We start from the raw sequence: 24,031 nt of genomic DNA, 5'->3' as shown, positions 1-24,031 counted from the left end.
TATTCAGGAGAAGAAAAATATGAAGAGCACAAAAAGCGTGTCTTGGCGTAATGCCAAGACACGCTTTACTGTGAAGCGGTATTATAAAAAGATCTGATCGATACCGATGTCGCGCTCAGAGGAGAGGTCCACAAACCGGTCCCCGGTGTTGACGAGCGGACGGAAGAAATCAGCCGGATTGGTCATTACAATGGTGCCGGTTTCTCCGGTTGAAAGAACTACATGTTTACCGATGAAGTTAGGAAGCATATGGCGAATAAATGCTTGGGTGGCGTTGGCGCTGAGTTTACCAAAGCTCATGCTGTGCAGCTCGCGCATGACAGTAAGCAGTTCCTGTTTGGACTGGTAAACGCGATTCATGCTCATGGCACTGAAGACATCGGCCACGGCTGTAATGCGAGAGAATGGATGTATTTCTTTTTTGTCGATGGCATGGGGATAACCGCTGCTGTCATCACGTTCATGATGCTGCAGGGCAACCAAAGCCGGAATGGTGTCGGTTGAGGAGCTGCGGATGATGTCGTGTCCATAAATCGTATGCATCTTCATTTCTTCAAACTCTTCTGATGTAAGCTTGCCCGGTTTGTTCAGCAGGCTTCCTGGAATTCGGCACTTTCCGATGTCGTGAAGATAACCGGCTCTGCCTGCTTCGTAGGCTTCCTCTTTGGAGAAACCGAGCCAGGATGCGATATAATAGGATAGAATTCCCACCTGCATCGAGTGGTTGTATGTATAGTCGTCATTCTGATCAATGCAAAGCATAAGAGACACGATGTCTTTATGTTCCTTTAATTGATCAACCAGGGGCTCCATGATATCATCTACCACGGTTTCATTAAAGCGGCCGGTTGCTAACGCTTCCATGTACAAGGACTCGAATCCGTCTACAGCATTCTCTAAAAAGGGTTTCGTTTTCTGTAGTAGCTCATGCTGCTGTGTGTGTAACATCGTGATTTCCGGCTGAAGGACAGCAGGCTCAATATCCGCATAATCAACGCCATGCTGCATCAGCTTTCTAATCTCTTCCTCGTCCAGTTCAGTCCCTTTTTGCAAAACGTGAAGACCGATTTCACTAAATGTATCCGCAAGCAGCCGGTCGCCTGGTTTTAAGTCTGTGACATGCACTTTCAAGCAATACGTCACTCCATTTCTTCAAAATTCGACATCTGTTATCAACTATCATATCAAGAAAAAAATGGATTGACAATGCCAATGTTCCCAGAGCTACAGGCTTACGGTTGGGTCCCAAGGACCCTTTTGGTGGCCTTTCCACTCAGAACCATCGTCCCAGATTTCCTTTTTCCAAATCGGGACAGATTGCTTGAGTTTCTCAATGGCGTATCGGCTGGCTTCATAGCAGTCATCTCGATGTCCTGTGGAGACGGCGATGATTACGCTGGTTTCCATAATATCCACCTTCCCGATTCGGTGCGAGATGGCGCATAAGGTTCCGGGCCAGCGGGTATCCATATCTTTGCCGATCGCTTCAAGCTGGGATAGAGCCATGGGAATATAAGCCTCATACTCCAGATGCACGGTACGCTGTTCACCGGTCATTTCGCGCGTGGTGCCCACAAATGAGAGAGTTGCCCCGTGATTCGGGTTCAATACCTTGGAGGTCACTTCATCGACAGATAAAGGCTGGTCGGTAATGCAGTAGCGGCCATCTTTGGACTCGACATGGACAGGAGCCTGTCCGTCTCCTCCGGAAACGGGAGGAATCAGGGCGATTTCTGCACCTTCCGTAATAAGGTAGTCCCCTGGAGCATATTCCTGATTTACGGCGACAAAAGAAACGGAGATCTGCGAGGCAGCCTCCGGGTAGGACTGGGACAGTTCTATTTTTAGCTCATCGGCGGTAATTTCGGACTTTTGTACAGAATAGGTAAGAACTGAGGTTTGCAATCGTTCTGCAAGACCTGCAAATAGTTGAATGCGAAGTAGCATTTTTTCACCTCAAACATGGATGTTAGTGTATCCAATATACCATATCCGTTTTGAAAATGTTATGCTTATGCCCTAAAGGGTAGCTTGTATAAGGGCCTTACTGCACTCGTAAAGAAAGGGAGGACTTTTGCTATGCAAGGGAACCAGCCTAAATCCATTACCATACTGCACACGAATGATATACACAGCCATTTTGAAAAGGTAAGCTCCATTGCAGCATATATTGCAGAAGCGCGCGAAACGGAAAGCGGAAGTCCTCTGCTGCTGGTGGATATCGGTGACCATATGGACCGGACGGCTATGGAAACGGAAGGCACGATGGGCGGAGCTAACGTTGATATTCTGAATCTCACCGGGTACGACGTTATTACTATAGGAAATAACGAGGGATTAACGTTGACGCCTGAGGACCTGGCGAGTGCCTATTCAGGGCTTCTGGCCGAAGTTGTATGCTGCAATATTATTGAAAAGGCAACAGGCGCTCCCCCGGCCTGGATGAAGAAGCATACCATTATTGAAAAAGGGGACATCAGGATAGGGATCACGGGAGCGACTGCACCGTTCGCGGCTTTCTATGAACTGCTGGGTCTGGATGCATTGGAGCCTGAGGCAGCGATTGAGCAGGAAATCAGCCTGCTCCGTCCGCAAGTGGATATTGTGGTCCTGCTCTCCCACTTAGGGTTGGCAACGGATCAGCGGCTTGCAGAGCGGCTGCAGGGGCTTGATTTGATTCTGGGCGGACATACCCATCATCTTCTCGAAAAACCGCTTCAGATCGAAAATACGACAGTCTGCGGGGCAGGAAAGTTCGGAGATTATGTGGGCAGAGTCCGCATGGTGCAGCAGCCGGGCGGAACATATCAAGTTGCGGAGGGGGGCTGCATACCGGTCGATACGGAGAGATTCGACGAAAACGTCAGCAATGCGCTGGTCACCCACCGTCTTCATGCTGAAGAGGCCCTGAAAGAGACGGTGGCGGTTACGGATCGGATTCTGTCCCTGGATTATACGGTGGAGTCCCCGTTTGGAAATTTGCTTGCACAGGCTGTTCGCAGATATACCCAAACGGAAATCGCCCTTGTGAACACCGGGCAACTGCTTGGTCCGCTCCCTGAAGGGGAAATATCGGCCGGTCTGCTCCATACGCTGTGTCCATCGCCGATAAACGCCTGCGTGATTAAACTCAAAGGGAGGGATATCCGCCTTACCCTTGAACAAAGCCTTCTTTCCGAATTTTGGAGCCGTGAAATCAAGGGCTTCGGCTTCCGTGGGGAAATTTTGGGGAATATAGCGATTGATGGTTTGGAAGTCTTGTATGATGCAGGGGCTATCCCTTATGATAGGATTGTCCAAATTACATTTATGGGAGAGCAGCTACAGGACGAACAGGTGTATGAGGTTGGAACGCTTGACATGTTCACTTTCGGAATCGGATATGAACGTATCGCGTTGGGACAAAGTCCCGAGTTTTTACTGCCCGACTTTCTTCGCGATCTGCTGCGCCTTGAGCTGCAGCGTCCGGGAAGTCTGGATGAAAGCGAGCAATGCAGATGGGCTAAGGTCCACTAAGATTTCCTGGGGGAGGAAGCAATGGATACAATTACGGCGATCATTTTAGGGATTGTGGAAGGAATTACGGAATTTATTCCCGTCTCTTCAACCGGACATATGATTTTGACATCGAAGCTGCTGGGCTACAACGATCAGGATCCGGTCATGAAAACATTTGAGGTGGTCATTCAGCTAGGTGCGATTCTCGCAATCGCTTTGGTTTATTGGCGGCGTATCCTCGATCTATTCGGCATCAAAAGAATGAATGCAGATCGGGGCAGTCTTATCCCGCGAAAACGCCTGAATTTGCTGCATGTCATTATCGGTATCGCACCTGCTCTTATCGTTGCTTTTTTTGCAAGGGACTTTATTAAAAGCCTGTTCAGTGCAAGCACCGTCATTTGGGCCTTAATCGCCGGGGGCGTGTTTATGATCTTCGCGGAATGGTTTAATAAGTCTAAAGCCAGAATTACAGCCGAAACCATGGATGATTTGTCTTACAAGCAAGTGTTCCTGATTGGTATTTATCAGATTCTTTCCGTACTATGGCCGGGATTTTCACGTTCGGGCTCCACGATTTCCGGGGGGATGCTGGCAGGCGCAAGCTACAAGGCTTCGGCTGATTTTTCATTCCTGATGGCGATTCCGATTATGGTTGCGGCTTCGGGATATGAGATGCTGGATTCCTATCAAAACCTGACTAAGGATACGCTTGGACTGTTTGCGATTGGATTCATATTGGCATTTGTGGTAGCTTATATCGTCGTTCTCGCATTTATGAAGCTGATTCAAAAAATCCGGCTCACGCATTTTGCGGTATACCGGTTTATTTTGGCCATCGTTTTTTGGTTGTTCATCATGCGCTGATCCCGTCTTTTGCCTGGCCAAGGAAGGTGTGCCCGGAAAAACGGTATCGGTACCTGAACATTCATTTACAGATTAATCGAATAACGGCGCCTTGGCCGCCTAAGTCCGTTATTCAGGGCAGGAGAGGATAGCTTTGCGTTTAGTACCCGTTCGAAAGCTGCAGGAAGGAATGCGGATCGGTAAAAAGATCTACAGTGATGAAGGCATCATCCTTTTGGCCGATGGCGTCGTATTGACAGCTCCGCTGATTCGTCGGCTCGTTGAGCTGGACATCGGCTATATTTACATAGAAGACGGTTTGACAGAGGGAATCGATATTCCTGAAATGCTTCAAGAGGAGACGCGGCGCAACGCGCTGCAGAATATCCGCAAAAATTTTCAGCGTCTGTCCGAAACCTCCAAAATGGCAAAAGGGTACTTTCATCTGGGGAAAGATTTTGGAAAAGTTATGGAGTCTATCTTGTGTGACGTCAGCTCTCAGGAGGACTCCATGATTCTGCTCATGGACATGAACACCGCAGACCAATATTTGTATAAGCATTCCCTCAATGTATGTGTCTATTCGCTTGTTCTCGGCATCGCCAATGGATATTCACAGGAGCAGCTAATGATGCTTGGTCTGGGGGCTCTGCTGCATGATATCGGCAAGACACAAATTCCGCAGCGTGTCCTGTCCAAACCGCAGAAATTAACGGATGAAGAGTTTCGGATGATGCAGGCCCATACGGAGATCGGATACAAAATATTGAAAGAAGAGCCCAATATTCCTCTTTTGGCTGCGCATTGTGCCTTTCAGCATCATGAACGGATGAACGGCAGCGGGTACCCGCGCGGAATCGAAGGCAATGCTATTCATGAGTACGCCCAGTGGGTAGCCCTTGCAGATTCCTACGATGCGATGACATCGCACCGCGTATACAGACCGGCCATGCTGCCGCATCAAGCCGTTGAGGTTCTGTACGCAGGCTCGGGAACATTATATGAACAAAAAAAGCTGGAGCTCTTTCGGGACAGGGTAGCGATCTATCCGCCGGGACTGTCCGTTAAATTAAGCACCGGCGAGACAGGCGTAGTATCCAGAATTCATTCGAACATGCCGCATCGTCCAGTCATACGCATTCTGGGAGACGCTGAGGGCCAAACTCTGCAGACGCCTTATGAAGTGGACCTTGCCAGCAAACTTTCCGTAATCATTACGGATGTGGATGGAACGGATACGCAGCCCACTTCTTTTGAGCACTAAGGAGGCAGATCCATGAAGCGACAGGTCAAAGCACCGATCCAGCAGTGGGGCAGCGTTATTTTCCGCTACCGCTGGGCTGTCGTCACGGCATGGGTCTTTTTGATTTGTTTTCTTGGTTTTTTTGCTGTTCGTACGCCTTCCTTGCTTCAGGACAGCGGCTTTGTGCCAAACGGAAGCTCATCCGAAGAGGGAATCGTCTTTCTGGAGGAAAAGCTGGGCATGTCCGCGGCATCAATGGATATCGTTCTTGAGAGCACTTCAGGCGAGAACCTGACGACTTCCGTGGCGCAGAATCGAATCTGGAAAGAGCTTGCCCCGCTACGAAATGAGCCGTTCGTCCAGGACATGTACTCAAGCATCGTGACTCGGCGTACCGGTGAAGATGATATAATGGCGTTTACGGTACTCCTGAAGGAGACATCAAGTGAGGCTCTCGGACATTTCGAGGCCATTAAGGCAGCCGTACCGCAGGTGAACGGAACCCATACCTATATAACGGGCAATTTGGCCGTTTATCACGATATGAGCAGCGCAGTCAGGCATGATATCGTCCGGGCCGAATCCTTCGGAATCCCGGCGGCGCTTTTCATTCTGCTGCTCCTGTTCGGCACGCTTCCCGCCGCGGTATTGCCGATTGCGGTCGGACTTGGAAGTGTTGCCGTTACCATGGGCAGCCTTTATTTTGTGGCGGTTCAGGGCGTGGCGTTAAGCAACTTCCTGCCGAACATGGTCACCATGCTTGGTCTTGCCGTGGGTATAGACTATGCGCTTTTCATGGTGAGCCGTTTCAGGGAAGAGCTGAAGAGTGGAACGGTAGAGGATGCGTTGAATGTCACATGCGGGACAGCAGGCAGATCCGTGCTCTATTCTGGCGGAGCCGTTATAGCGGGCCTGCTGGCATTGTGTTTCATCCAGCTCCCAGTTTTTCGTTCGCTGGCTTTGGGTGGGATGCTGGTTGTGCTTACATCGGTGGTAGCCGCGGCCACGCTTCTTCCCGCGCTTCTTGGAATCATGGGACACCGTATTTTCGCCTGGCCCATTGGGCTGCGGCATCAGAAGGAGTTTAACGGAAGAGGCGGCCAAGCATGGATCCGGATATCGCAGTTTATCATGTCACGACCTGCGTTGATTGCCGTCATGGTTACGGCAGCGCTGCTGGCAACCGCACTGCCTACGCTGAACATGAAGCTCGGGATTCCTTCCGCCGAGGTGCTTCCGCCGTCCTATACCTCCAGATACGGGGCGGATCTGATGAAAAAGGCATACGACATTAAAGAAGCCAACGCCATTATGATTGCCGTCGGACTTGATCAGCCTTATCAGGATCAGGCTTCTATCCGGCTGATGAAATCATACGCGTCCACGATCAGGAATTTGCCCGGCGTGCACCGGGTGGAGAGCTATGCCAGCTTTCTTAAGGATGATTCCAATACGATAAGTCCGGAGCTTCAAAAAGAAGTGGAGAAGCGGCATGCGGCTAAAGGGAACGCAGCGGTCATTGCCGTCGTGCCGGAGAACGGGGAAACCGATCCGGCTACCGTCAAGCTGGTGCAAGAATTAAGGGAGCACCCGCCGGAAGGAGTGAACGGCTTCTTTGTTACCGGTCCCCCCGCATACAAGCTGGATATCATGGACAGGATTCAAAGCGGAGTTCCGTACGTGCTGGTCACGGTTCTGCTGCTGACCTATACGATTTTGTTCGCTGCCTTCCGCTCCGTGCTGCTACCTTTGAAGGCAGTAGTCATGAATTTACTGAGCCTCGGTGCCAGCTTCGGTCTGATCACCCTTGTTTTTCAGCATGGGTACGGGGCGTCTTGGATTCAAGTCAGCTATACCGGGAGTGTGTTTGCGGTCCTGCCGGTTCTTGTATTCTGCGTCGTATTCGGCATCTCGATGGATTATGAAGTCATGATGCTGTCACGTATTGCGGAGGCTTACCGAAACGACAGGAATAATGAACGAAGCACTGCCATAGGATTGCAGAGAACCGGTGGAATGATCACCGGGGCGGCATTGATTCTGGCTGTGGTAGCGGGCGCCTTCATGTTCACGGACAACGAGCTGATGAAAGCGCTCGGACTTGGTCTGACCGCCTCTGTGCTGATTGATGTGACCATTGTCAGGATCCTGCTCGTCCCCGCTTTAATGAAGCTGATGGGTAGGGCTAACTGGTGGCTACCAGCTTGGTTATCTTTTTTTAAGAGGACTGAACCGGATATCGTACAAGGAGACTCTCATCGCTCATGAAGACAGCGGGAGAGTTTTTGTTCACTTCATGGTATGATAAAAAGAAGTATCGCTACAGGACTGATGCTTCCGGAAGATGGATTGCCCATGATCCCGTCTGCGATAATGCTAGGTTTAAATAAAGAAATAAGGTGAGGAAAAGAATGAATACTGTACAACTGTCACCCATCAATGATCCATGGGATCCCATTGGTTCGCTCCGTACTTATGGCCGTCATGTGCTGACGAGCGTGGAAATGACAGTCACTCATTTATGCAACATGCGCTGCGAGCATTGCGCCGTAGGAGATATGCTCGTGATGAAAGAAGCCGATTTTTTACCGCTGGATCTGATGCTCAGAAGACTGGATGAGGTCGAACATCTGCAAACGATCAGCTTGACCGGAGGCGAGCCGTCTTTCCGGGAAAAAACGGTGAATGAAGTTATTGTACCTTTGCTTCGTTATGCCAAGGAACGCGGCATCCGGACGCAAATCAACTCCAACCTGACGCTGGATATCGGCCGGTACGAGAAAATGCTCCCGTATCTGGATGTCATGCATATTTCGTTCAACTATTTAAACGGTGACGATTTCCACGAGGTGGGTTTTGCGAACAGCAATCACCCGGTACCCAAAGAAACGGCTTACCGCATGTACGATAAAATGATGGAAAATGCCGTCAAGCTCAGCGAAGCCGGCATGTTTATTTCAGCCGAATCCATGATTAATTATCGGACGCATACAAAGCTGGCCGGAATTCACAAACTAATACAAGAAATGGGCTGCAAGCGTCATGAAGTCCATCCGATGTATGCCTCTAATTTTGCCAGTGCGCTGCCAGTCCTTTCGCTAGAAGAAACACGCATGGCTATTGATTCTTTGCTTGATGTACGTGATCCTGAGATGTGGATGCTGTTCGGAACGCTGCCTTTCTATGCGTGCAGCGAAAGTCCTGAGGATATGAAGCTGATCCGACGTTTGGCGTCGGAACCGAACGTAACGGTACGCAATGATCCCGATGGCCGCAACCGGGTGAACGTCAATCTGTTTTCCGGCGATGTCTACGTGACCGACTTTTCGGATGTTCCACCATTCGGGAATATTCAGAGCAGCCGGCTTGATGATATTTTTACGAAATGGCAAACCGATCATCCGCTGAATAAAACGATAAACTGCCACTGCGATGCAGCAGGATGCTGCGGACCGAATCTGCTGGTGAAAGATATGTATTATAAGGATACGGATTTTAGCATAAGGCAAGCTAACATATTTTAAGAAATGGGGCGTTTCAATTGGACGGGGAGTTAGAAATAGGCAAGCTATTATTCAACCTTTTCCTGGTTTTGCTGCTTGTATTCTTTAACGGGGTGTTTGTCGCGGCAGAGTTCTCGCTTGTTAAAATGCGCCAATCCCGGCTGACACAGCTGGTGAGCGAGGGCAACCGCATGGCGAATTATGCTCTGAAAGTAAACAATAAGCTGGATGCGTATCTGTCTGCCACGCAGTTCGGCATCACGCTAGCATCCCTGGGACTCGGGTGGATTGGCGAGCCTGCCATCTCGCATCTCCTGGTACAGCCGCTCATGTATAAAGCCGGAATTACGGACAGTACGCTGATTGCGACAGTGTCCGTCATTATCGGTTTCTGTATCATTACTTTTTTGCACATCGTTCTTGGAGAGCTTGCGCCAAAGTCCCTGGCGATTCAGAAAACGGAAGGGGCGGCGCTGCTGCTGTCCGCTCCGCTGATGCTTTTTTATAAAACATTCTTTCCGTTTATCTGGCTGTTGAACGCATCTGCCAACGTGATTTTACGGTTATTTGGCGTACAGCCTGCAACGGAATCAGAAGCTGCGCATTCTGAAGAGGAAATCCGCATATTAATGAATCAGAGCGCCAAAAGCGGAGTGATCGACAAAGATGAGATGAAGCTGATGGACAACATCTTCGAATTCTCCGATCTGCTGGCACGCGAAATTATGCTGCCTCGTACAGACATGGACTGCCTGTACACGAATAACACGCTGGAGGAAAATCTCCAAATCATCAACGACACCAAGCATTCCCGTTATCCTGTCGCTGTAGAGGACAAGGATCAAATTCTCGGGTTCGTACATATCACGGATTTCCTGCTTGCGGATGAGGAGCATCAGAAGGAACTTACCTCATTGGTGCGTCCGATCCTGAATGTTCCGGAGTCGATGGAAATCAGCCATGTACTCCGCCTGATGCAGAAGAAACATGCCCAGCTTACGCTGGTCGTGGACGAGTATGGCGGGACGGCCGGGATGCTTACTGCCGAAGAAATTCTGGAGGAAATTGTCGGCGAGCTGTACGATGAATTTGAGGATGAACGTCCGGATGTGGAGATTCAAGAGGATTTCATCTCCGTGGATGGCCGTATGCTGATCGAAGACGTGAATGATCTGACCGGCGTCATCATTGAGGACGATGAGGTGGACTCCATCGGCGGCTGGTTGTTCAAGGAACTGGAAGGCAATCCGGTCAAGGGCAGAATGATTCAGATGAATAATTTTATATTCGAGGTTGAGGAATCGACCAGACTCCGGATAACCCGGGTCAACATCCATCGCGTTGCCGCAGCCGAGACTAGCAGCGAAGAGGAAGGGGCGGCCAACGGGGATTAAGGGGGGAGTAATGTCAGGGAAACAGCTGCTTCTCATCGGATTCGGACTTTTGCTTCTGTATATTTTGTTTACGGCGGGAGCACCGTTTCTGCTGGCTGCCCTGGTTGCCATTTCGCTTGAGCCTGTCCACGGCATGATGATGGCGAAGTTCAAATGGAACCGGGTTGCGGCCGCTTCCCTCACATGTACCTTGTTTCTGCTTCTGGTTCTGCTTCTGGTGTACATGCTGGGGCTGCAGGTATTCGGCCAGCTGGTGGAATATTGGAAGAATGCGCCCTCCTATTTTGCGGCTGCCAATGATTTTGCGCAAAACACGATGATACAAGCCCGGGGGTGGCTCGACCGCATCCAGCCGGATTTGGCTGAAAGCTTACGCGTACTTTTGTCCAACGTAACGCAATATGCGGAATCCTTTGCCAATTCATTGTCTTCGACGTTCTTGGATTTTGCCAAAGGGATTCCGGGAATGTTCATCTTTTTTGTTGTTTTCTTCGTCGCGGTATATCTGTTCAGCTACGGCCTGCCTGCATTGCGTTCGGGTCTGCTGTCCCTTTTTGAAGATGAAATGCAAGGCCAGATCCAGCAGGTGCTGCACAGTCTGAAAATGTCGATATTCGGTTTTATTCAGGCTCAGATGATACTCAGTGCTTTTACGTATGTTGTCACCTTAACCGGGCTGCTAATTCTGAACATTCACTATCCGCTCGCGATTGCCATGCTGATTATGTTCGTGGATATTTTGCCGATCCTGGGTGTAGGATCTGTCCTGATTCCATGGGCATTGTATATGTTTATCGCTGGCGATTCCTACACGGGCTTCGGATTATCGCTATTGTTTGTTATTATTACGGTGGCAAGGCGCGTACTTGAACCGAAGGTGATCGGTGATTCGGTCGGCATTGGGGCGCTTTCAGCGCTCGTCAGCATGTACATCGGGTTTAAGCTGGTAGGTGTGATTGGCGTTTTTATCGGGCCGCTGGTGGTGATCATCTATTCTGCTGTCCGCAAGGCGGGATTATTTCAGATCAAGATCAAATTCTAAGTAGTCTTCTCAAGGACTCCCTGGACAAGTTTCGGCTTGTTTCGAGGGAGTTCTTTCGCTTTCTTTACGATTTTTTGTTCAGATTCCACGAATGTCTCATATGTTAGTTACGAAGAGACTGATGGGATACCTTGTCATCGGCCTTGTACATGATGCAGAAGGAGGAGCCTTTGGTGAATGTGAACAACAACCAGGTGAGAGTCTATAAGCCCTTTATCGGGCCGTTTGATCCATGTCCGCCGATGCTGTACAGAACGTACGTCGTGCCGCCAAACCAATATATTACCTTCCAGCCGCTCGATTGGCCGCAGTTTAGCCTGCAGGAAGCCTTGACGCGTGGAACGCTCTGGCCTAATTTGTTTAGTCCTTATAGTCCCAACCGGAGTCAGCAGGGAGGGGGAGCCTGATGTCTGAGAATCAGAAGCCCGAAAATATGGGGCCGGCCAATATCATGCCGAGCAATGTCGGTCCGGCAAACGTGATGCCAAGTAATGTGAGTCCGGCAAACGTGATGCCAAGCAATGTTGGTCCGGCAAACATGATGCCAAGCAATGTAGGACCAGCAAATCAGAAGCCTGAGCATGTTGGAGCTGCCAATGTGAAGCCTGAAATGCAGAAGGGTGCAGCGATCGATCACAAGTATTATGAGCTTTTGGAACAAATCCAGGTCGTCGATTTCGCATTGGTTGAGCTGAACTTGTATTTGGATACGCATCCGGATGATTTGAAAAGCATTGAGCAGTACAACCGGCTGGCCCAGGAAAGAATTCCGCTGGTCCGACGTTTTCAGGAGCTTTACGGTCCTCTGATGAACTTTGGCCATGCGTATTCCAAATTTCCGTTTGAATGGCCGCAGACGCCATGGCCTTGGCAGGTATGACGAGCGTGAATTCATTATCTCAAGAGGAGGCGGTCCAAACGCATGTGGGTATATGAAAAGAAGCTGCAGTACCCGGTACGCGTCAGTAAATGTGATCCGAAGATGGCAAAGTATTTGCTGGAGCAGTATGGGGGCGCCGACGGGGAGCTGGCTGCAGCCCTGCGGTATTTGAACCAGCGTTATACTATTCCGGACAAAGTCATCGGGTTATTGAACGATATCGGCACGGAAGAATTCGCCCATCTCGAGATGATCGCTACGATGGTCTATAAACAAACAGAAGCTTAATTACAACGAATGTGATATACTCTTCTCAAGGAATAATATACCATGAGGGGATGAAATATCATGGCGATTAAGAAGGTTGCAATTTATTGCAGAAAAAGCCGCGAAGCCGATGATAAGACAACTGCATCTATAGATGGACAAGCTAATTCTCTGATAGAACTATGTGAAAAGCGCGGGTATGTGTATGATTTGTACAGTGAGACAGGATCGTCCCAAGAATGGGATCGTCCAGAGTTCCAGAAGTTGCTGTCCAAGATCAAGCACTATGAATACGATGCCATCGTTTGCACCGAACAATCTCGCTTGACTCGGAACACGAAACATTACGAGGAAGTCAAAGAGATCATGATTAAGGCAGGTTGTGTCCTTGTAACACCAACATCTATGACGGACTATACCAATGAAGATCAAATGTTCAGCGGTGACATTATTGCATTAATTGAAAAGCGAGAATGGCAAACCACTCGAAAGCGTCTTATGAGGGGTTCTAGGGAATCTGCTAAGAAGGGCAATTGGATGGGCAAGAAAGTTCCTTTCGGTTATCGATACAATCGTGATACAAAGAACCTTGAGATTGTCCCGGAGGAAGCCGAGATCATTGTCCGTATGTTCAAAGAGTATGTGTCAGGAAAGTCTACTACAACTATAGCATACGACTTCACCAATGCAGGGCTTACTAATATGCAATGGAGTTCATCCTCTGTGGCACGAATGATTGCCAATGTTGCTTATGCTGGACATTCATCCTATGGACGCACCAAGCAGTACAAACAAGATGGAAAGCGTGTAACAGAGAAGACATCTGCGGAAGATCAAATTTTGATTAAGAACGCTCACGAACCCATCATTTCTCAAGAATTGTTTGATATGGCACAGAGAATTAGAAACGAACGTAACTCCCGACCAGCTGCTTTGAAAGTTGGGAAACATACATTTTCTGGTTTGGTACGTTGTGGAGTCTGTGGTAATATCCACTCATTTCAAAATGCGCACGGTAAGAAGAGAATTACAAGCTGTAGGACACGGACATACAAAGATGATGGAACATACACCACATGCACGAATGGTGGGGCATACGTTGATGACTTTAGAACCCTCTTCCATGAATACTTTGCTCAATATGTCGATCAGCTTGAACAATACATCCATCTCATGACTGATGATGAGGTACAGAATTTTGATGAAGAGATCAAACGTAGAGAAAAGCAGATCGAGAAACTAAACAAGGATATTAAACGAGTGCAGCAAGGATTCGTAATGGAAATCTTCACACCAGATGAGGCTCAAAAGCAAATTGCATCCTTTAAGGAGCAGATCGCATCACTTGAAGAACAGATCGAAACCATGACAGCGGAGAACAATATGTCAGAACACGATAGGGTTTCTGCACGACTTGAAAACATGAGACGTTTTCTAATTCATGGCGACAACATTCCAGAAAATGAAGCAAATGATATTCTGCGTGAATTTATTGATACGATCATCTACACTAAGGAAGGAAATGAGATTAACTTGAAAATCATAATGAAGGAATAAGAAGCTTTCTGGAAAATTACCAGTGACCATTGCTCTGCAATAATAACAGTTAGAAGCCTGGGGCTGCTCTCAACCACAGGCTTTTATCATTTGCTCTATTCGCTGAATATTACGGCCACCATTAAGGTGATTATTGAACCAGCCCACCGAAAAAAATGGCCACACTTCCGGCGATGGAAGCCACCCTATTAACTCGGCTTCGAAATCGTCACCTAGATGGTACCATAAGGGCAATTCGAGAAAACAAAATGAATACCCCTTTGGTTTACAAGCTTTACAAGCCTAAAATGTGCTCTTACTGTAGTTCATAGGATATGATAAAATGTTTTTTAAATGGTGCTTTACGGAATAATTAAGACTGCGCGTTTGGATTTAGGTTTTTCTCAAGAGAGACTCGCGAACTTCATGTTGGATTTATGCCAGTCTAACCTGACCAAATCAGATTATTCTTCATACTTTAATTGAATTTTGAAAAAGTAGAAATGTTAGCTCTGAACAGATTGAATTGTTTATGGAACAAAATAGATATGCAGTATTGGAAAATATGAGGAGATTAAATATGAAATCTGAAAAGCAAATTGAAATAGACTTTATTCAAAAACTACAAGATTTAAAGTACACATATCGAGAAGACATTCGGGATAAAGTGTCTCTTGAAGCTAATTTCAGAGAACATTTTGAGAGATTGAATCGTGTTAAATTAAGCGAATCTGAATTTGCACGCCTCAGGAACAGCATTATCACTGAGGATGTATTTGTTGCGGCTAAGGCATTACGAGAAATCAACACTTTCAAACGTGATGATGACACACCACTACAATATACTCTTGTAAACATCAAAGATTGGTGCAAAAATGAATTTGAAGTGATAAATCAATTGCGTATCAATACAGACAACAGTAACCACCGTTATGATGTTATTATTCTCATTAACGGAGTTCCTGTTGTTCAAATTGAATTAAAAGCTCTACAAATTACACCCAAAAAAGCAATGGAGCAGATTGTAGATTATAAAAATGATCAAGGCAATGGGTATACCAACTCACTTCTTTGTTTTATGCAGCTTTTTATCGTAAGCAATGAAACAAAGACATACTATTTTGCCAATAATCATATAGAACACTTTTGCTTTGATGCAGATGAACGATTTTTGCCAATTTATGAGTTTGCAGATGAGAAGAATAAAAAGATAACGAATCTGTATGACTTCGCGGATAGATTTTTACCCAAATGCACCCTTGGGCAATTAATTAGCCGATATATGGTTCTTGTTGTAAGTGAACAAAAACTGATGATTATGCGTCCTTACCAAATTTATGCTGTTAAGGCGATTATGGATTGCATTGAACAAAATCGTGGCAACGGATACATTTGGCATACTACTGGAAGCGGAAAAACGCTGACTTCTTTCAAAGCATCTACACTTTTGAAGGACAATCCTGAAATTGAAAAGTGTCTATTTGTCGTGGACAGAAAAGACCTCGACAGACAAACACGCTTAGAATTTAATAAGTTCCAAGAAGGCTGCGTCGAGGAAAACACAAATACCGAAAGTTTGGTTAGGCGCCTTACTTCTGACGACTATAAAGACAAGGTGATTGTTACCACCATCCAAAAGCTTGGATTAGCCCTTGATGATGACAGCAGACGTAATCAAGAGAAAAAGAAAAAAGGTGAGCTCACCTTTAAACAAAGATTAGAAAAACTCAGGGATAAACGAATGGCAATTATTTTTGATGAATGCCATCGTTCCCAGTTCGGAGATAACCATGATGCCATAAAGACTTTTTTTCCGAAATCACAGCTTTTCGGCTTTACTGGAACACCAATTTTTGAAAAGAACTCTACATATAAGAAAATTGATGGCACCGTAGGCTCTTACAGAACAACAGAAGATGTATTTCAACAGCAGCTTCATGCCTACACCATAACAAATGCAATTGACGATGGTAATGTATTGCGTTTTCATATCGATTATTTCAAACCAGAAGATGATAAGAAGGCTGCCAAAGTATCCTCTAAGGAATATAAGCGTGCAGTTGTAGAAGCAATCTTATCTAAGCATGATGCAGCCACATATAACAAACGGTATAATGCACTCTTTGCAACATCTTCGATTAATGACGCAGTCGAGTATTTTGAACTGTTTAAAACTCTGCAAGAAGAACTCAAAAATAGTGGAGATGAGAAATTTAATCCACTAAATATTGCTTGCGTCTTTTCTCCACCAGCTGAGGGCAATAAAGATGTGAAACAACTTCAGGAAGATCTTGTACAAGAAAAAGCCGACAATGAGCAGGAACCCGATAAGAAAAAAGCAGCCCTTAAAGCTATTATTGATGATTACAACGCCCAATATGGCACGATCCACAGCATAAACGAATTTGACTTGTATTATCAGGATGTTCAAAAACGTATTAAAGACCAACAATATACAAATGCAGATTATCCGCACAAAAACAAAATTGATATAACTATAGTTGTGGATATGCTGTTAACTGGCTTTGACTCTAAGTATTTAAATACTCTGTATGTTGATAAAAATTTAAAGCAGCACGGCTTAATTCAGGCCTTCTCAAGAACAAATCGTGTTCTAAATCCCACAAAACCATATGGTAACATCATTGACTTTAGAGGGTTGGAAAATGAGGTCGATGATGCGATCAAACTCTTTTCTGGTACAGAACGGAGCGAGAAAGTTAAAGAGATTTGGATTGTTGAACCAGCTCCTGCCGTGGTTAAAAAGTTGGATAAGGCTGTTGCCGAACTGGAAAAATTCATGCTATCACATGGGTTGGAGTGTAAACCGGAAGAAGTAAGCAACCTGAAGGGTGATACAGCACGCGCAAACTTTATTGATAAATTTAAAGAGATACAACGCCTTAAAACGCAACTAGACCAATATACAGATATAAAAGTAGATCAGACAGCAATTATTGAGAAATTGCTACCTGAGGACACCTTGCGCGCATTCCGCGGGGCATATATTGAAACTGCTCAAAGGTTAAAAGCGCAGCAAGGTAAAGATATTGTGGGTAAAGCGCCAGAAATTGAACAAATCGACTTTGAGTTTGTTTTGTTCTCCTCTGCCATTATTGATTATGATTACATCATGTCGCTAATTTCAAAGTACACACAACCTGACGTTCCTAAAAAAGATAAAATGTCAAAAAAAGAGTTGATTGATCTTATATCATCAACCTCCAATTTGATGGATGAACGAGAAGATATCGAAGAATATATCAACACTTTGGAAGTAGGCAAGGGATTGGATGAAAAATCCATAAGGGAAGGCTATCAAAAATTCAAGGCAGAAAAATCAGCTAAAGAATTGGATGCTGTTGCAAATAAACATGATATAGAGTCGGTTTCATTGCAAGCATTTGTTGATAAAATAATGGAGCGTATGATTTTTGATGGTGAGAAGTTAAGCGACCTGTTAGAGCCTCTTGGCCTTGGCTGGAGAGACAGAACAAAAAAAGAATTGGAACTGATGGAAGAATTAATTCCGCTACTGAAAAAGTTAGCAAACGGACGTGAGATTGTGGGGTTAAAGGCATATGAGTAAAAAAGAAAAAGTAACTTTGGTACCAAAACTTAGATTTCAAGAGTATAAGAATGCATCAGAATGGAGCAAAGTAAAAATTGGTAAGTATTTAAAAGAAAGTAGGATAAAAGGGAGCAAAGGTAATACAGCAAAGAAACTAACTGTGAAATTATGGGGTCAAGGAGTTCGTGAAAAAAATGAAATCCAAAAAGGCAGTGAAAATACTCAGTATTTCCAACGTCAAGCAGGGCAATTTATATATAGTAAACTTGACTTCCTAAATCAAGCGTTTGGAATAGTACCTGATTATTTGAATGGTTATGAATCTACAGTTGATTTACCTTGTTTTGATGTAGATGAAGGACTTGATGCAAGATTTTTACTCGAATATGTGAAACGCACAATCTTTTATAAGAAGTACGGTGAAATGGCAGACGGTGGACGAATTGCTAAACGCATTCAAGTTGATACTTTTTTGGGTTTTCCAGTATATATACCTGATATTAAGGAACAACAAAAAATTGCCGACTGCCTGTCTTCCCTTTACGACCTAATCACCGCCGAGGATAAAAAGCTGTCAGCTCTTAGGGCACACAAAGAGGGGTTAATGCAGAAGTTATTCCCCGCCGAAGGCAAAACTCTGCCCGAATGGAGATTTCCTGAGTTTAGGGATTGCAGGGAATGGGAAGAAACAACTCTTGAAAGAGTTGCTGACTATGAAAACGGAAAGGCTCATGAAAATGATATTTTGGAACGCGGAAAGTATATTGTGGTAAATTCGAAATTTATCTCTACCGATGGCGAGGTAAAAAAATACACTGACACGGCTAATTTACTTGCCCAGAAGGGTGATATACTTATGGTATTAAGTGACGTGCCAAACGGTAGAGCCATTGCAAAGTGTTATCTTGTTGATAAAAATGATACTTATACTGTTAATCAACGTATTTGCAGATTGACACCACGAAATGTTAATGGATCTCTTTTGTACTATGCAATCAATAGAAATAGCTATTTTTTAGCTTTTGATGATGGCGTAAAACAAACCAATCTAAAAAAGGACGATGTTCTGTCATGCCTGGTGACTCTTCCAAAAGAGAAACAAGAGCAACAAAAAATTGCAGATTGCCTTTCGAGTGTAGACGAACTTATTGCTGCACAGGCAGAAAAAATCGAAGCTTTGAAGACTCATAAAAAAGGATTAATTCAAGGACTATTCCCTTCCATTGAGGAGGTGGGGAAATGACCAGCAAAACTTTTCCTAATTTAAAAAAAATAGCACAAAATATGCGCGATACACTTGGTGATAAAAAGTGTTATTTAATCTTTGCTCACAATGGAACCGGAAAAACAAGACTCTCCTGCATGTTTAAAGATTTAGGTAAAAAAACTATTCGCAACACTGAGGAAAAAACAGTAGATACTCTTTATTATAATGCTTTCACCGAAGACCTTTTTACATGGAATAATGATTTGGAGAGTGATACACAGCGTGTATTGATGTTAAACAAAGAATCTCGTTTTTTTAATGGCATAAAAGAGCTCGAGATGGATACCCGTATTCGTGATTTTTTAAGAATTTATGCTGATTTTGATTTTAGAATAGATTATGATGATTGGTACGTAGTTTTTTTACGTGATGTTCAAATACGTAATACTACAAGACGAGAAGAATATATAAAAATTTCCCGCGGGGAAGAAAATATCTTCATTTGGAGCTTTTTTCTTGCCATTGCCCAATTGGCAATCGATAAAGATCCTGCATATGACTGGGTAAAATATATTTATATTGATGACCCAATTTCTTCATTGGACGATAACAACGCTGTCGCTGTAGCTTGTCACCTTGCACAACTAATTAAGACGAATGATATGAAAATGGTTGTTTCTACACACCATGCATTATTTTTCAATGTAATGTATAACGAATTAAAACGAGATAGTACTGCGAAGCGATTTCTTAGTAAAAAAGATGATACTGGTAAATACCTTGTCCGTGATACAGGAGATACCCCTTTTTTCCACCATATCGAACTACTGAAACAATTGAAAAGAGTTGCAGACTCTGGAAAACTATATACGTATCATTTTAATATTCTTAGGAATATTCTTGAAAAAACATCTTCTTTTCATGGTTTTGATAACTTTTCTTCCTGCATTAAACAAGATGAAACAGATTTAGATGGTACCATTCATTTGCGAATGACACAGCTACTAAATCATGGGGGATATTCAATATTTGAACCCGTTGAAATGGTGGAAGACAATAAAAGGATTTTCAAAGAAATTCTAAACGGTTTTATGGATACTTATAAGTTTAATACCGAGTTATTTATTGAGAAGTAAAGGATGATAATATGTCTGATTCAAAACAAAAACAATTAGGTGCAACCCTGTGGGCTATAGCAGATAAACTTCGCGGAGCGATGAATGCCGACGACTTTCGTGATTACATGTTGTCTTTTCTCTTTTTGCGATATCTTTCAGATAATTATGAACAGGCTGCAAAAAAAGAGCTTGGTAGCGATTATCTTTATTGCGAGAATGAAATTAATAATATCTATGCTGCGAGTAAGCAGGATGAGACTATTAGTGTGTTGAAAGAGCAGGCAGCAGATTATTTTAGCAAACAAAAATTAGATGAAAATGAAAAAGAGATTGTACTCGATGAGCATTTAACATTGTTTGAAAGTAAAAAATTGACTCCGCTTATTATGTGGTATAATAACAATTTGGATCAAGTAGCAATGTTTGAAAAGCAAATGCGACGTAAGCTTCATTATGTAATCAAGCCGCAGTTTCTTTGGAGTAATATATACGAATTAGCTCGCACGCAGAATGGACATCTTTTAAAGACATTACAAGCAGGTTTTAAATTTATAGAAAATGAGTCATTCGACAGCACGTTTCGTGGTTTGTTCTCAGAGGTAAATCTTGACTCTGATAAGCTTGGAAGAACTTACAACTCTCGCAATGCAATGTTGTGTTCGATTATAACCGAAATCTCTGAGGGGCTAGATGAATTCTCTAACGAAAGTGATCTGCTGGGCAATGCCTACGAGTACTTAATAAGTCAATTTGCTGCGGGGTCCGGGAAAAAAGCCGGAGAGTTTTATACTCCCCAACAGATTTCTACGATTCTTTCTCGTATCGTTATACTTGATAGTCAAGATCCAAGTAAAGGGGAAAAAAAGTATATTAATAACCTGCTGGACTTTGCTTGCGGATCTGGTTCTCTTCTAATCAACGTTAAAAAGCAACTTGAGCCAAACAGCATTGGGCAGATATATGGACAAGAAAAGAATATCACGACTTATAATCTTGCGCGTATGAATATGCTCCTTCATGGATTCAAAGATTCCGATTTTCAAATATCTCACGGAGATTCATTATTGAATGATTGGGATATATTCAATGAGATGAACCCGGCCAAGAAATTAGAGTGTGACGCAGTTGTAGCAAACCCGCCTTTCAGTTACCGTTGGGATCCTAATGATACACTTGCTGAAGATTTTCGCTTTAAAAACTATGGACTGGCACCCAAATCAGCAGCAGATTTTGCTTTTCTGCTTCATGGTTTCCACTTTTTAAGCGATAATGGCACAATGGCAATCATTTTGCCACATGGTGTTTTATTCCGCGGTGGTGCAGAAGAAAAAATAAGAACAAAATTGCTTAAGGACAATAATATTGACACAATAATAGGATTACCAACAAACCTCTTTTTCTCTACCGGTATTCCGGTCTGTATCCTTGTGCTAAAAAAGTGCAAGAAATTTGATGATGTGCTGTTTATTAACGCAAGTGAGTACTACGAAAAGGGGAAGCGTCAAAATATCTTATTACCAGAGCACATTGACAATATAGTTGAAACATATCAATATCGAAAAGAAAGTGACAAAAAGTATTCTCGCCGTGTCCCTATGGAAGAAATTGAAAAGAACAGCTACAACCTGAATATATCAAGGTATGTCAGCACGGCTCCGGAAGAAGAAATTATTGACCTTGCGGAGGTAAAAATGGATTTAGACCGCATTGAATATGATATAAATGAAGCCAAGGAAAAACATAATCGGTTTTTAAGAGAGCTTGGGTTGCCGGAGTTGAAGTAATCTGGCGCGCGATTCCACTAACGGAAAACGTTAGATAAACAAGTAAGATAGGAGAGCCACTCAAATATAAACTGTACCCCTTGTAAAGGACATTCTAAAAAAGTCTAGGCAGATTGAAGAAGATGATCTCTGTATTGAACAGGGGTCATCTTTTTTAAATTCCATTGGTATCTGTAGTGATTGTAATAAGTCATATAGTCCTTAATCTCCCGTTTTAACTCGTTCAAAGTCAAACAGGGTTTAATGGAAGCCTGATCTTTAAAATGACCGAAAAATGATTCCTGAGGTGCATTGTCCCAGCAGTTTCCCCGCCTGGACATAGACTGCTTTAAATTCATCTTCCTCACCATTTTTTGAAAATCTGGATGTGTATAATGGGATCCTTGGTCAGAATGAATGAAGGCACCCTCTGCTTTCTTATACCTTCGGTTTCTCTTAAGCTTCAGGAGGGTATCTGTCGCAAGATCCATCGTAATTCGGTCTGACACATGATATGCCAAGATTTCATTGGTTGAACTGTCCTTGATAGTTGATAAATAGGCTTTCTTGCCTGAACCGTAAAATAAATAGGTGATGTCCGTCAGTAATATCTTACTGGGGATCTTCTGCTTAAACTCACGATTTAGCAGGTTGGGAACGACCCTGTGTTCTTGGGTAGCCTTCATCATCTTTTTATAGGGATTAGCCTTCCTGAAAGGACACACAATGTCGTACTTCTTCATAATCCTCCTGATGCGTTTCAGATTGTAGACAACCTTAAACTGCCCCTCTAGTGTCATCTTAATAGAACGGGCACCTTTCTTGCGTTTTTTGAAATGATATACTTTTAAGATGATCTCTTTTACCCGTTCATCTTGCTGCTCACGTTGGCTTCTCTTTTGCTTTGCCTCAGAAGACCAGTACCTGTAATAACCGCTCCTGGAAACCTCGGCTATCTTACATAAATAGTTGATCATACGACAGAGTTGATATTTCTTGACAGTGGTATGGATTAGAATATATTTTTGGTGAGGTGACAGCTTTATTTCTTGCTCTGCCCCCTTTCCGCAAAACGAATCTTTTTTAACAACTCGTTCTCCGCTTTTAACAAATTGTTCTGAGCCTCCAACCTGGCATACTTCTCTTCCAGCGTCAGTTCTCTCCTGAGAGATCTTCCTGATCCTTGGCTTCTTGTATCCTGTAGACCTAAAATACCGTTCTCTTTGAAACTCGTACGCCATCTCTTCCCCGAGGATCTGACTCTTTGGATCCCAATAACAGTTACGTCAAAACCACATTCCTCAAATATTTGTCTCGGCAGTTTGCCTTTGTTATTCTCTGAGATAAACAATTGCTTAAACGCATCCGTATACGTAATTGCCCTTGAAGATACAGACTTCACATAGGGATTACTAGATAGCAGCTTGATTTCTTTATCTGTAAATATATTCTTGCTCACTTCGTTTTTCCATTCCCATCTATTCTGATATAAACAAAAGTACCCTACCGATAGACTTTTTTTCTCGATAGGGTACAGTTTAATAATGGGTGGCTCTTTTTGCTGGAGGGCTGTTTCAATAATGCCGGAGACGAGGCTCTCTCTTACCGGAAAGATGGCTCAATATGATCCGAATTATTCAATTCGCTCAATTTCGAATTAATTACTGATCGATAGCTGAATGTTGGTTGCCGTTTCTTTGAGCAGATGCGTAACATTCTTTCAACTGTCCCTCAATATTGATTGATATTATCATATCAAAAAGATATCAATGCGCCTTTGGATCTTAATCCGAGGGCGTTTTTTTGTTGATTTTTAAGCGTGGAGGAATTGAGATATTCTCCTGTATACAATTAATAGCTTCTTGCAAATTTGCTCGAAGCTTAGGACTTAACTGGTCATCGCCTCGATTAAAAAGCCAATCAAGGCTAATTCCGTATGTATCTGCAATTTTCAAGGCTATGTCAGATGAAAGGCTCATTTCTCCACGTTCAATGCGACTAATTGTGTTGGATGAAACATCAATACTTTCTGCAAATTCGAGTTGTGAAAGATTCTTTTCTTCTCTTAATTCCTTAACTCGCCAAAGTACAATATCTTTTTTAAGCATATAAGCGCCTATTTTGTCGTTCATTTTGTCGCTCCTCTCGCAGTCCGCATTATTA

The 24,031-nt window shown here is 44.1% G+C and carries 18 protein-coding genes and 1 pseudogene; 15 read left to right on the top strand and 4 right to left on the bottom strand.

The window, feature by feature from the left end; genetic code table 11:
• Positions 1 to 81: 81 nt before the first annotated feature.
• Positions 82 to 1,131, bottom strand: coding sequence for an HD-GYP domain-containing protein (locus tag GRF59_RS10510; protein WP_160497511.1), 1,050 nt, complete (start codon positions 1,129 to 1,131; stop codon positions 82 to 84).
• Positions 1,132 to 1,224: 93 nt separating this feature from the next.
• Entirely contained in the window at positions 1,225 to 1,947 is a 723-nt protein-coding gene (locus tag GRF59_RS10505; RefSeq protein WP_160497510.1) for a molybdenum cofactor biosynthesis protein MoaE, read from the bottom strand.
• Between the two features lie 132 nt (positions 1,948 to 2,079).
• On the opposite strand from GRF59_RS10505, the gene GRF59_RS10500 reads away from it, so the two are divergent.
• The 15 genes and pseudogenes from GRF59_RS10500 to GRF59_RS10430 all read left to right on the top strand — a co-directional run bounded on the left by GRF59_RS10500 (position 2,080) and on the right by GRF59_RS10430 (position 21,889).
• Positions 2,080 to 3,516 (top strand): bifunctional metallophosphatase/5'-nucleotidase, encoded by a 1,437-nt coding sequence (locus GRF59_RS10500; protein WP_160497509.1) that lies wholly within the window; start codon positions 2,080 to 2,082, stop codon positions 3,514 to 3,516.
• 21 nt (positions 3,517 to 3,537) lie between these two features.
• A complete protein-coding gene (locus tag GRF59_RS10495; protein WP_160497508.1) occupies positions 3,538 to 4,365 on the top strand; it encodes an undecaprenyl-diphosphate phosphatase in 828 nt (275 codons plus the stop codon).
• A 133-nt stretch (positions 4,366 to 4,498) separates the two neighbouring features.
• Positions 4,499 to 5,608 (top strand): HD-GYP domain-containing protein, encoded by a 1,110-nt coding sequence (locus GRF59_RS10490; protein ID WP_160497507.1) that lies wholly within the window; start codon positions 4,499 to 4,501, stop codon positions 5,606 to 5,608.
• Positions 5,609 to 5,620: 12 nt separating this feature from the next.
• On the top strand, positions 5,621 to 7,855 hold the full coding sequence (locus tag GRF59_RS10485; protein WP_160497506.1) for an MMPL family transporter: 2,235 nt from the start codon (positions 5,621 to 5,623) through the stop codon (positions 7,853 to 7,855).
• A 143-nt stretch (positions 7,856 to 7,998) separates the two neighbouring features.
• Positions 7,999 to 9,111 carry a radical SAM/CxCxxxxC motif protein YfkAB gene (yfkAB, locus tag GRF59_RS10480; protein ID WP_160497505.1) on the top strand — a complete coding sequence of 371 codons (1,113 nt, stop codon included), beginning with the start codon at positions 7,999 to 8,001 and terminating at the stop codon, positions 9,109 to 9,111.
• 17 nt (positions 9,112 to 9,128) lie between these two features.
• A complete protein-coding gene (locus GRF59_RS10475; protein ID WP_160497504.1) occupies positions 9,129 to 10,484 on the top strand; it encodes a hemolysin family protein in 1,356 nt (451 codons plus the stop codon).
• Between the two features lie 10 nt (positions 10,485 to 10,494).
• Complete coding sequence (ytvI, locus tag GRF59_RS10470) at positions 10,495 to 11,526, top strand: sporulation integral membrane protein YtvI (protein ID WP_160497503.1); 1,032 nt, start codon at positions 10,495 to 10,497, stop codon at positions 11,524 to 11,526.
• 242 nt (positions 11,527 to 11,768) lie between these two features.
• Positions 11,769 to 11,933 carry a spore coat associated protein CotJA gene (locus GRF59_RS29745; RefSeq protein WP_237391804.1) on the top strand — a complete coding sequence of 55 codons (165 nt, stop codon included), beginning with the start codon at positions 11,769 to 11,771 and terminating at the stop codon, positions 11,931 to 11,933.
• A gap of 203 nt (positions 11,934 to 12,136) precedes the next feature.
• Positions 12,137 to 12,406, top strand: coding sequence for a spore coat protein CotJB (locus GRF59_RS10460; protein WP_160498223.1), 270 nt, complete (start codon positions 12,137 to 12,139; stop codon positions 12,404 to 12,406).
• Between the two features lie 42 nt (positions 12,407 to 12,448).
• A pseudogene (locus GRF59_RS10455) lies at positions 12,449 to 12,688 on the top strand (manganese catalase family protein); the annotation flags it as partial.
• Positions 12,689 to 12,754: 66 nt separating this feature from the next.
• A complete protein-coding gene (locus tag GRF59_RS10450) occupies positions 12,755 to 14,230 on the top strand; it encodes a recombinase family protein (RefSeq protein WP_160497502.1) in 1,476 nt (491 codons plus the stop codon).
• Between the two features lie 559 nt (positions 14,231 to 14,789).
• Positions 14,790 to 17,798 carry a type I restriction endonuclease subunit R gene (locus GRF59_RS10445; protein WP_160497501.1) on the top strand — a complete coding sequence of 1,003 codons (3,009 nt, stop codon included), beginning with the start codon at positions 14,790 to 14,792 and terminating at the stop codon, positions 17,796 to 17,798.
• Positions 17,791 to 19,023 (top strand): restriction endonuclease subunit S, encoded by a 1,233-nt coding sequence (locus tag GRF59_RS10440; RefSeq protein ID WP_160497500.1) that lies wholly within the window; start codon positions 17,791 to 17,793, stop codon positions 19,021 to 19,023. The genes GRF59_RS10445 and GRF59_RS10440 overlap by 8 nt, the downstream gene beginning before the upstream one ends.
• A complete protein-coding gene (locus GRF59_RS10435; protein ID WP_160497499.1) occupies positions 19,020 to 20,123 on the top strand; it encodes an AAA family ATPase in 1,104 nt (367 codons plus the stop codon). Before GRF59_RS10440 ends, GRF59_RS10435 begins: the two co-directional genes overlap by 4 nt.
• A gap of 11 nt (positions 20,124 to 20,134) precedes the next feature.
• Complete coding sequence (locus GRF59_RS10430; protein ID WP_160497498.1) at positions 20,135 to 21,889, top strand: type I restriction-modification system subunit M; 1,755 nt, start codon at positions 20,135 to 20,137, stop codon at positions 21,887 to 21,889.
• Between the two features lie 104 nt (positions 21,890 to 21,993).
• Here the strand turns inward: GRF59_RS10430 and GRF59_RS10425 are convergent.
• Positions 21,994 to 23,327 (bottom strand): IS3 family transposase gene (locus GRF59_RS10425; protein WP_160497497.1). Its coding sequence is split into 2 segments (ribosomal slippage): positions 21,994 to 22,940 and positions 22,940 to 23,327, totalling 1,335 coding nucleotides; the frame shifts between segments, so codons are not numbered across the junction.
• Between the two features lie 325 nt (positions 23,328 to 23,652).
• Complete coding sequence (locus tag GRF59_RS10420) at positions 23,653 to 24,000, bottom strand: helix-turn-helix domain-containing protein (RefSeq protein WP_160497496.1); 348 nt, start codon at positions 23,998 to 24,000, stop codon at positions 23,653 to 23,655.
• Between the last annotated feature and the right edge of the window lie 31 nt (positions 24,001 to 24,031).

It is taken from the genome of Paenibacillus dendrobii (assembly GCF_009807035.1).
Taxonomy (GTDB): Bacteria; Bacillota; Bacilli; order Paenibacillales; family Paenibacillaceae; genus Paenibacillus_AQ; species Paenibacillus_AQ dendrobii.
The sequence above is the reverse complement of the archived record's forward strand: the minus strand, read 5'-3'. Positions and strand labels throughout refer to the sequence as shown.

Coding starts and splice junctions, on each gene's coding strand:
- GRF59_RS10495 (WP_160497508.1), top strand. CDS start 3,538: ATGGATACAATTACGGCGATCATTTTAGGGATTGTGGAAGGAATTACG.
- yfkAB (WP_160497505.1), top strand. CDS start 7,999: ATGAATACTGTACAACTGTCACCCATCAATGATCCATGGGATCCCATT.
- GRF59_RS10435 (WP_160497499.1), top strand. CDS start 19,020: ATGACCAGCAAAACTTTTCCTAATTTAAAAAAAATAGCACAAAATATG.
- GRF59_RS10420 (WP_160497496.1), bottom strand. CDS start 24,000: ATGAACGACAAAATAGGCGCTTATATGCTTAAAAAAGATATTGTACTT.
- GRF59_RS10430 (WP_160497498.1), top strand. CDS start 20,135: ATGTCTGATTCAAAACAAAAACAATTAGGTGCAACCCTGTGGGCTATA.
- GRF59_RS10460 (WP_160498223.1), top strand. CDS start 12,137: ATGCAGAAGGGTGCAGCGATCGATCACAAGTATTATGAGCTTTTGGAA.
- ytvI (WP_160497503.1), top strand. CDS start 10,495: ATGTCAGGGAAACAGCTGCTTCTCATCGGATTCGGACTTTTGCTTCTG.
- GRF59_RS10445 (WP_160497501.1), top strand. CDS start 14,790: ATGAAATCTGAAAAGCAAATTGAAATAGACTTTATTCAAAAACTACAA.
- GRF59_RS10500 (WP_160497509.1), top strand. CDS start 2,080: ATGCAAGGGAACCAGCCTAAATCCATTACCATACTGCACACGAATGAT.
- GRF59_RS29745 (WP_237391804.1), top strand. CDS start 11,769: ATGCTGTACAGAACGTACGTCGTGCCGCCAAACCAATATATTACCTTC.
- GRF59_RS10450 (WP_160497502.1), top strand. CDS start 12,755: ATGGCGATTAAGAAGGTTGCAATTTATTGCAGAAAAAGCCGCGAAGCC.
- GRF59_RS10505 (WP_160497510.1), bottom strand. CDS start 1,947: ATGCTACTTCGCATTCAACTATTTGCAGGTCTTGCAGAACGATTGCAA.
- GRF59_RS10485 (WP_160497506.1), top strand. CDS start 5,621: ATGAAGCGACAGGTCAAAGCACCGATCCAGCAGTGGGGCAGCGTTATT.
- GRF59_RS10440 (WP_160497500.1), top strand. CDS start 17,791: ATGAGTAAAAAAGAAAAAGTAACTTTGGTACCAAAACTTAGATTTCAA.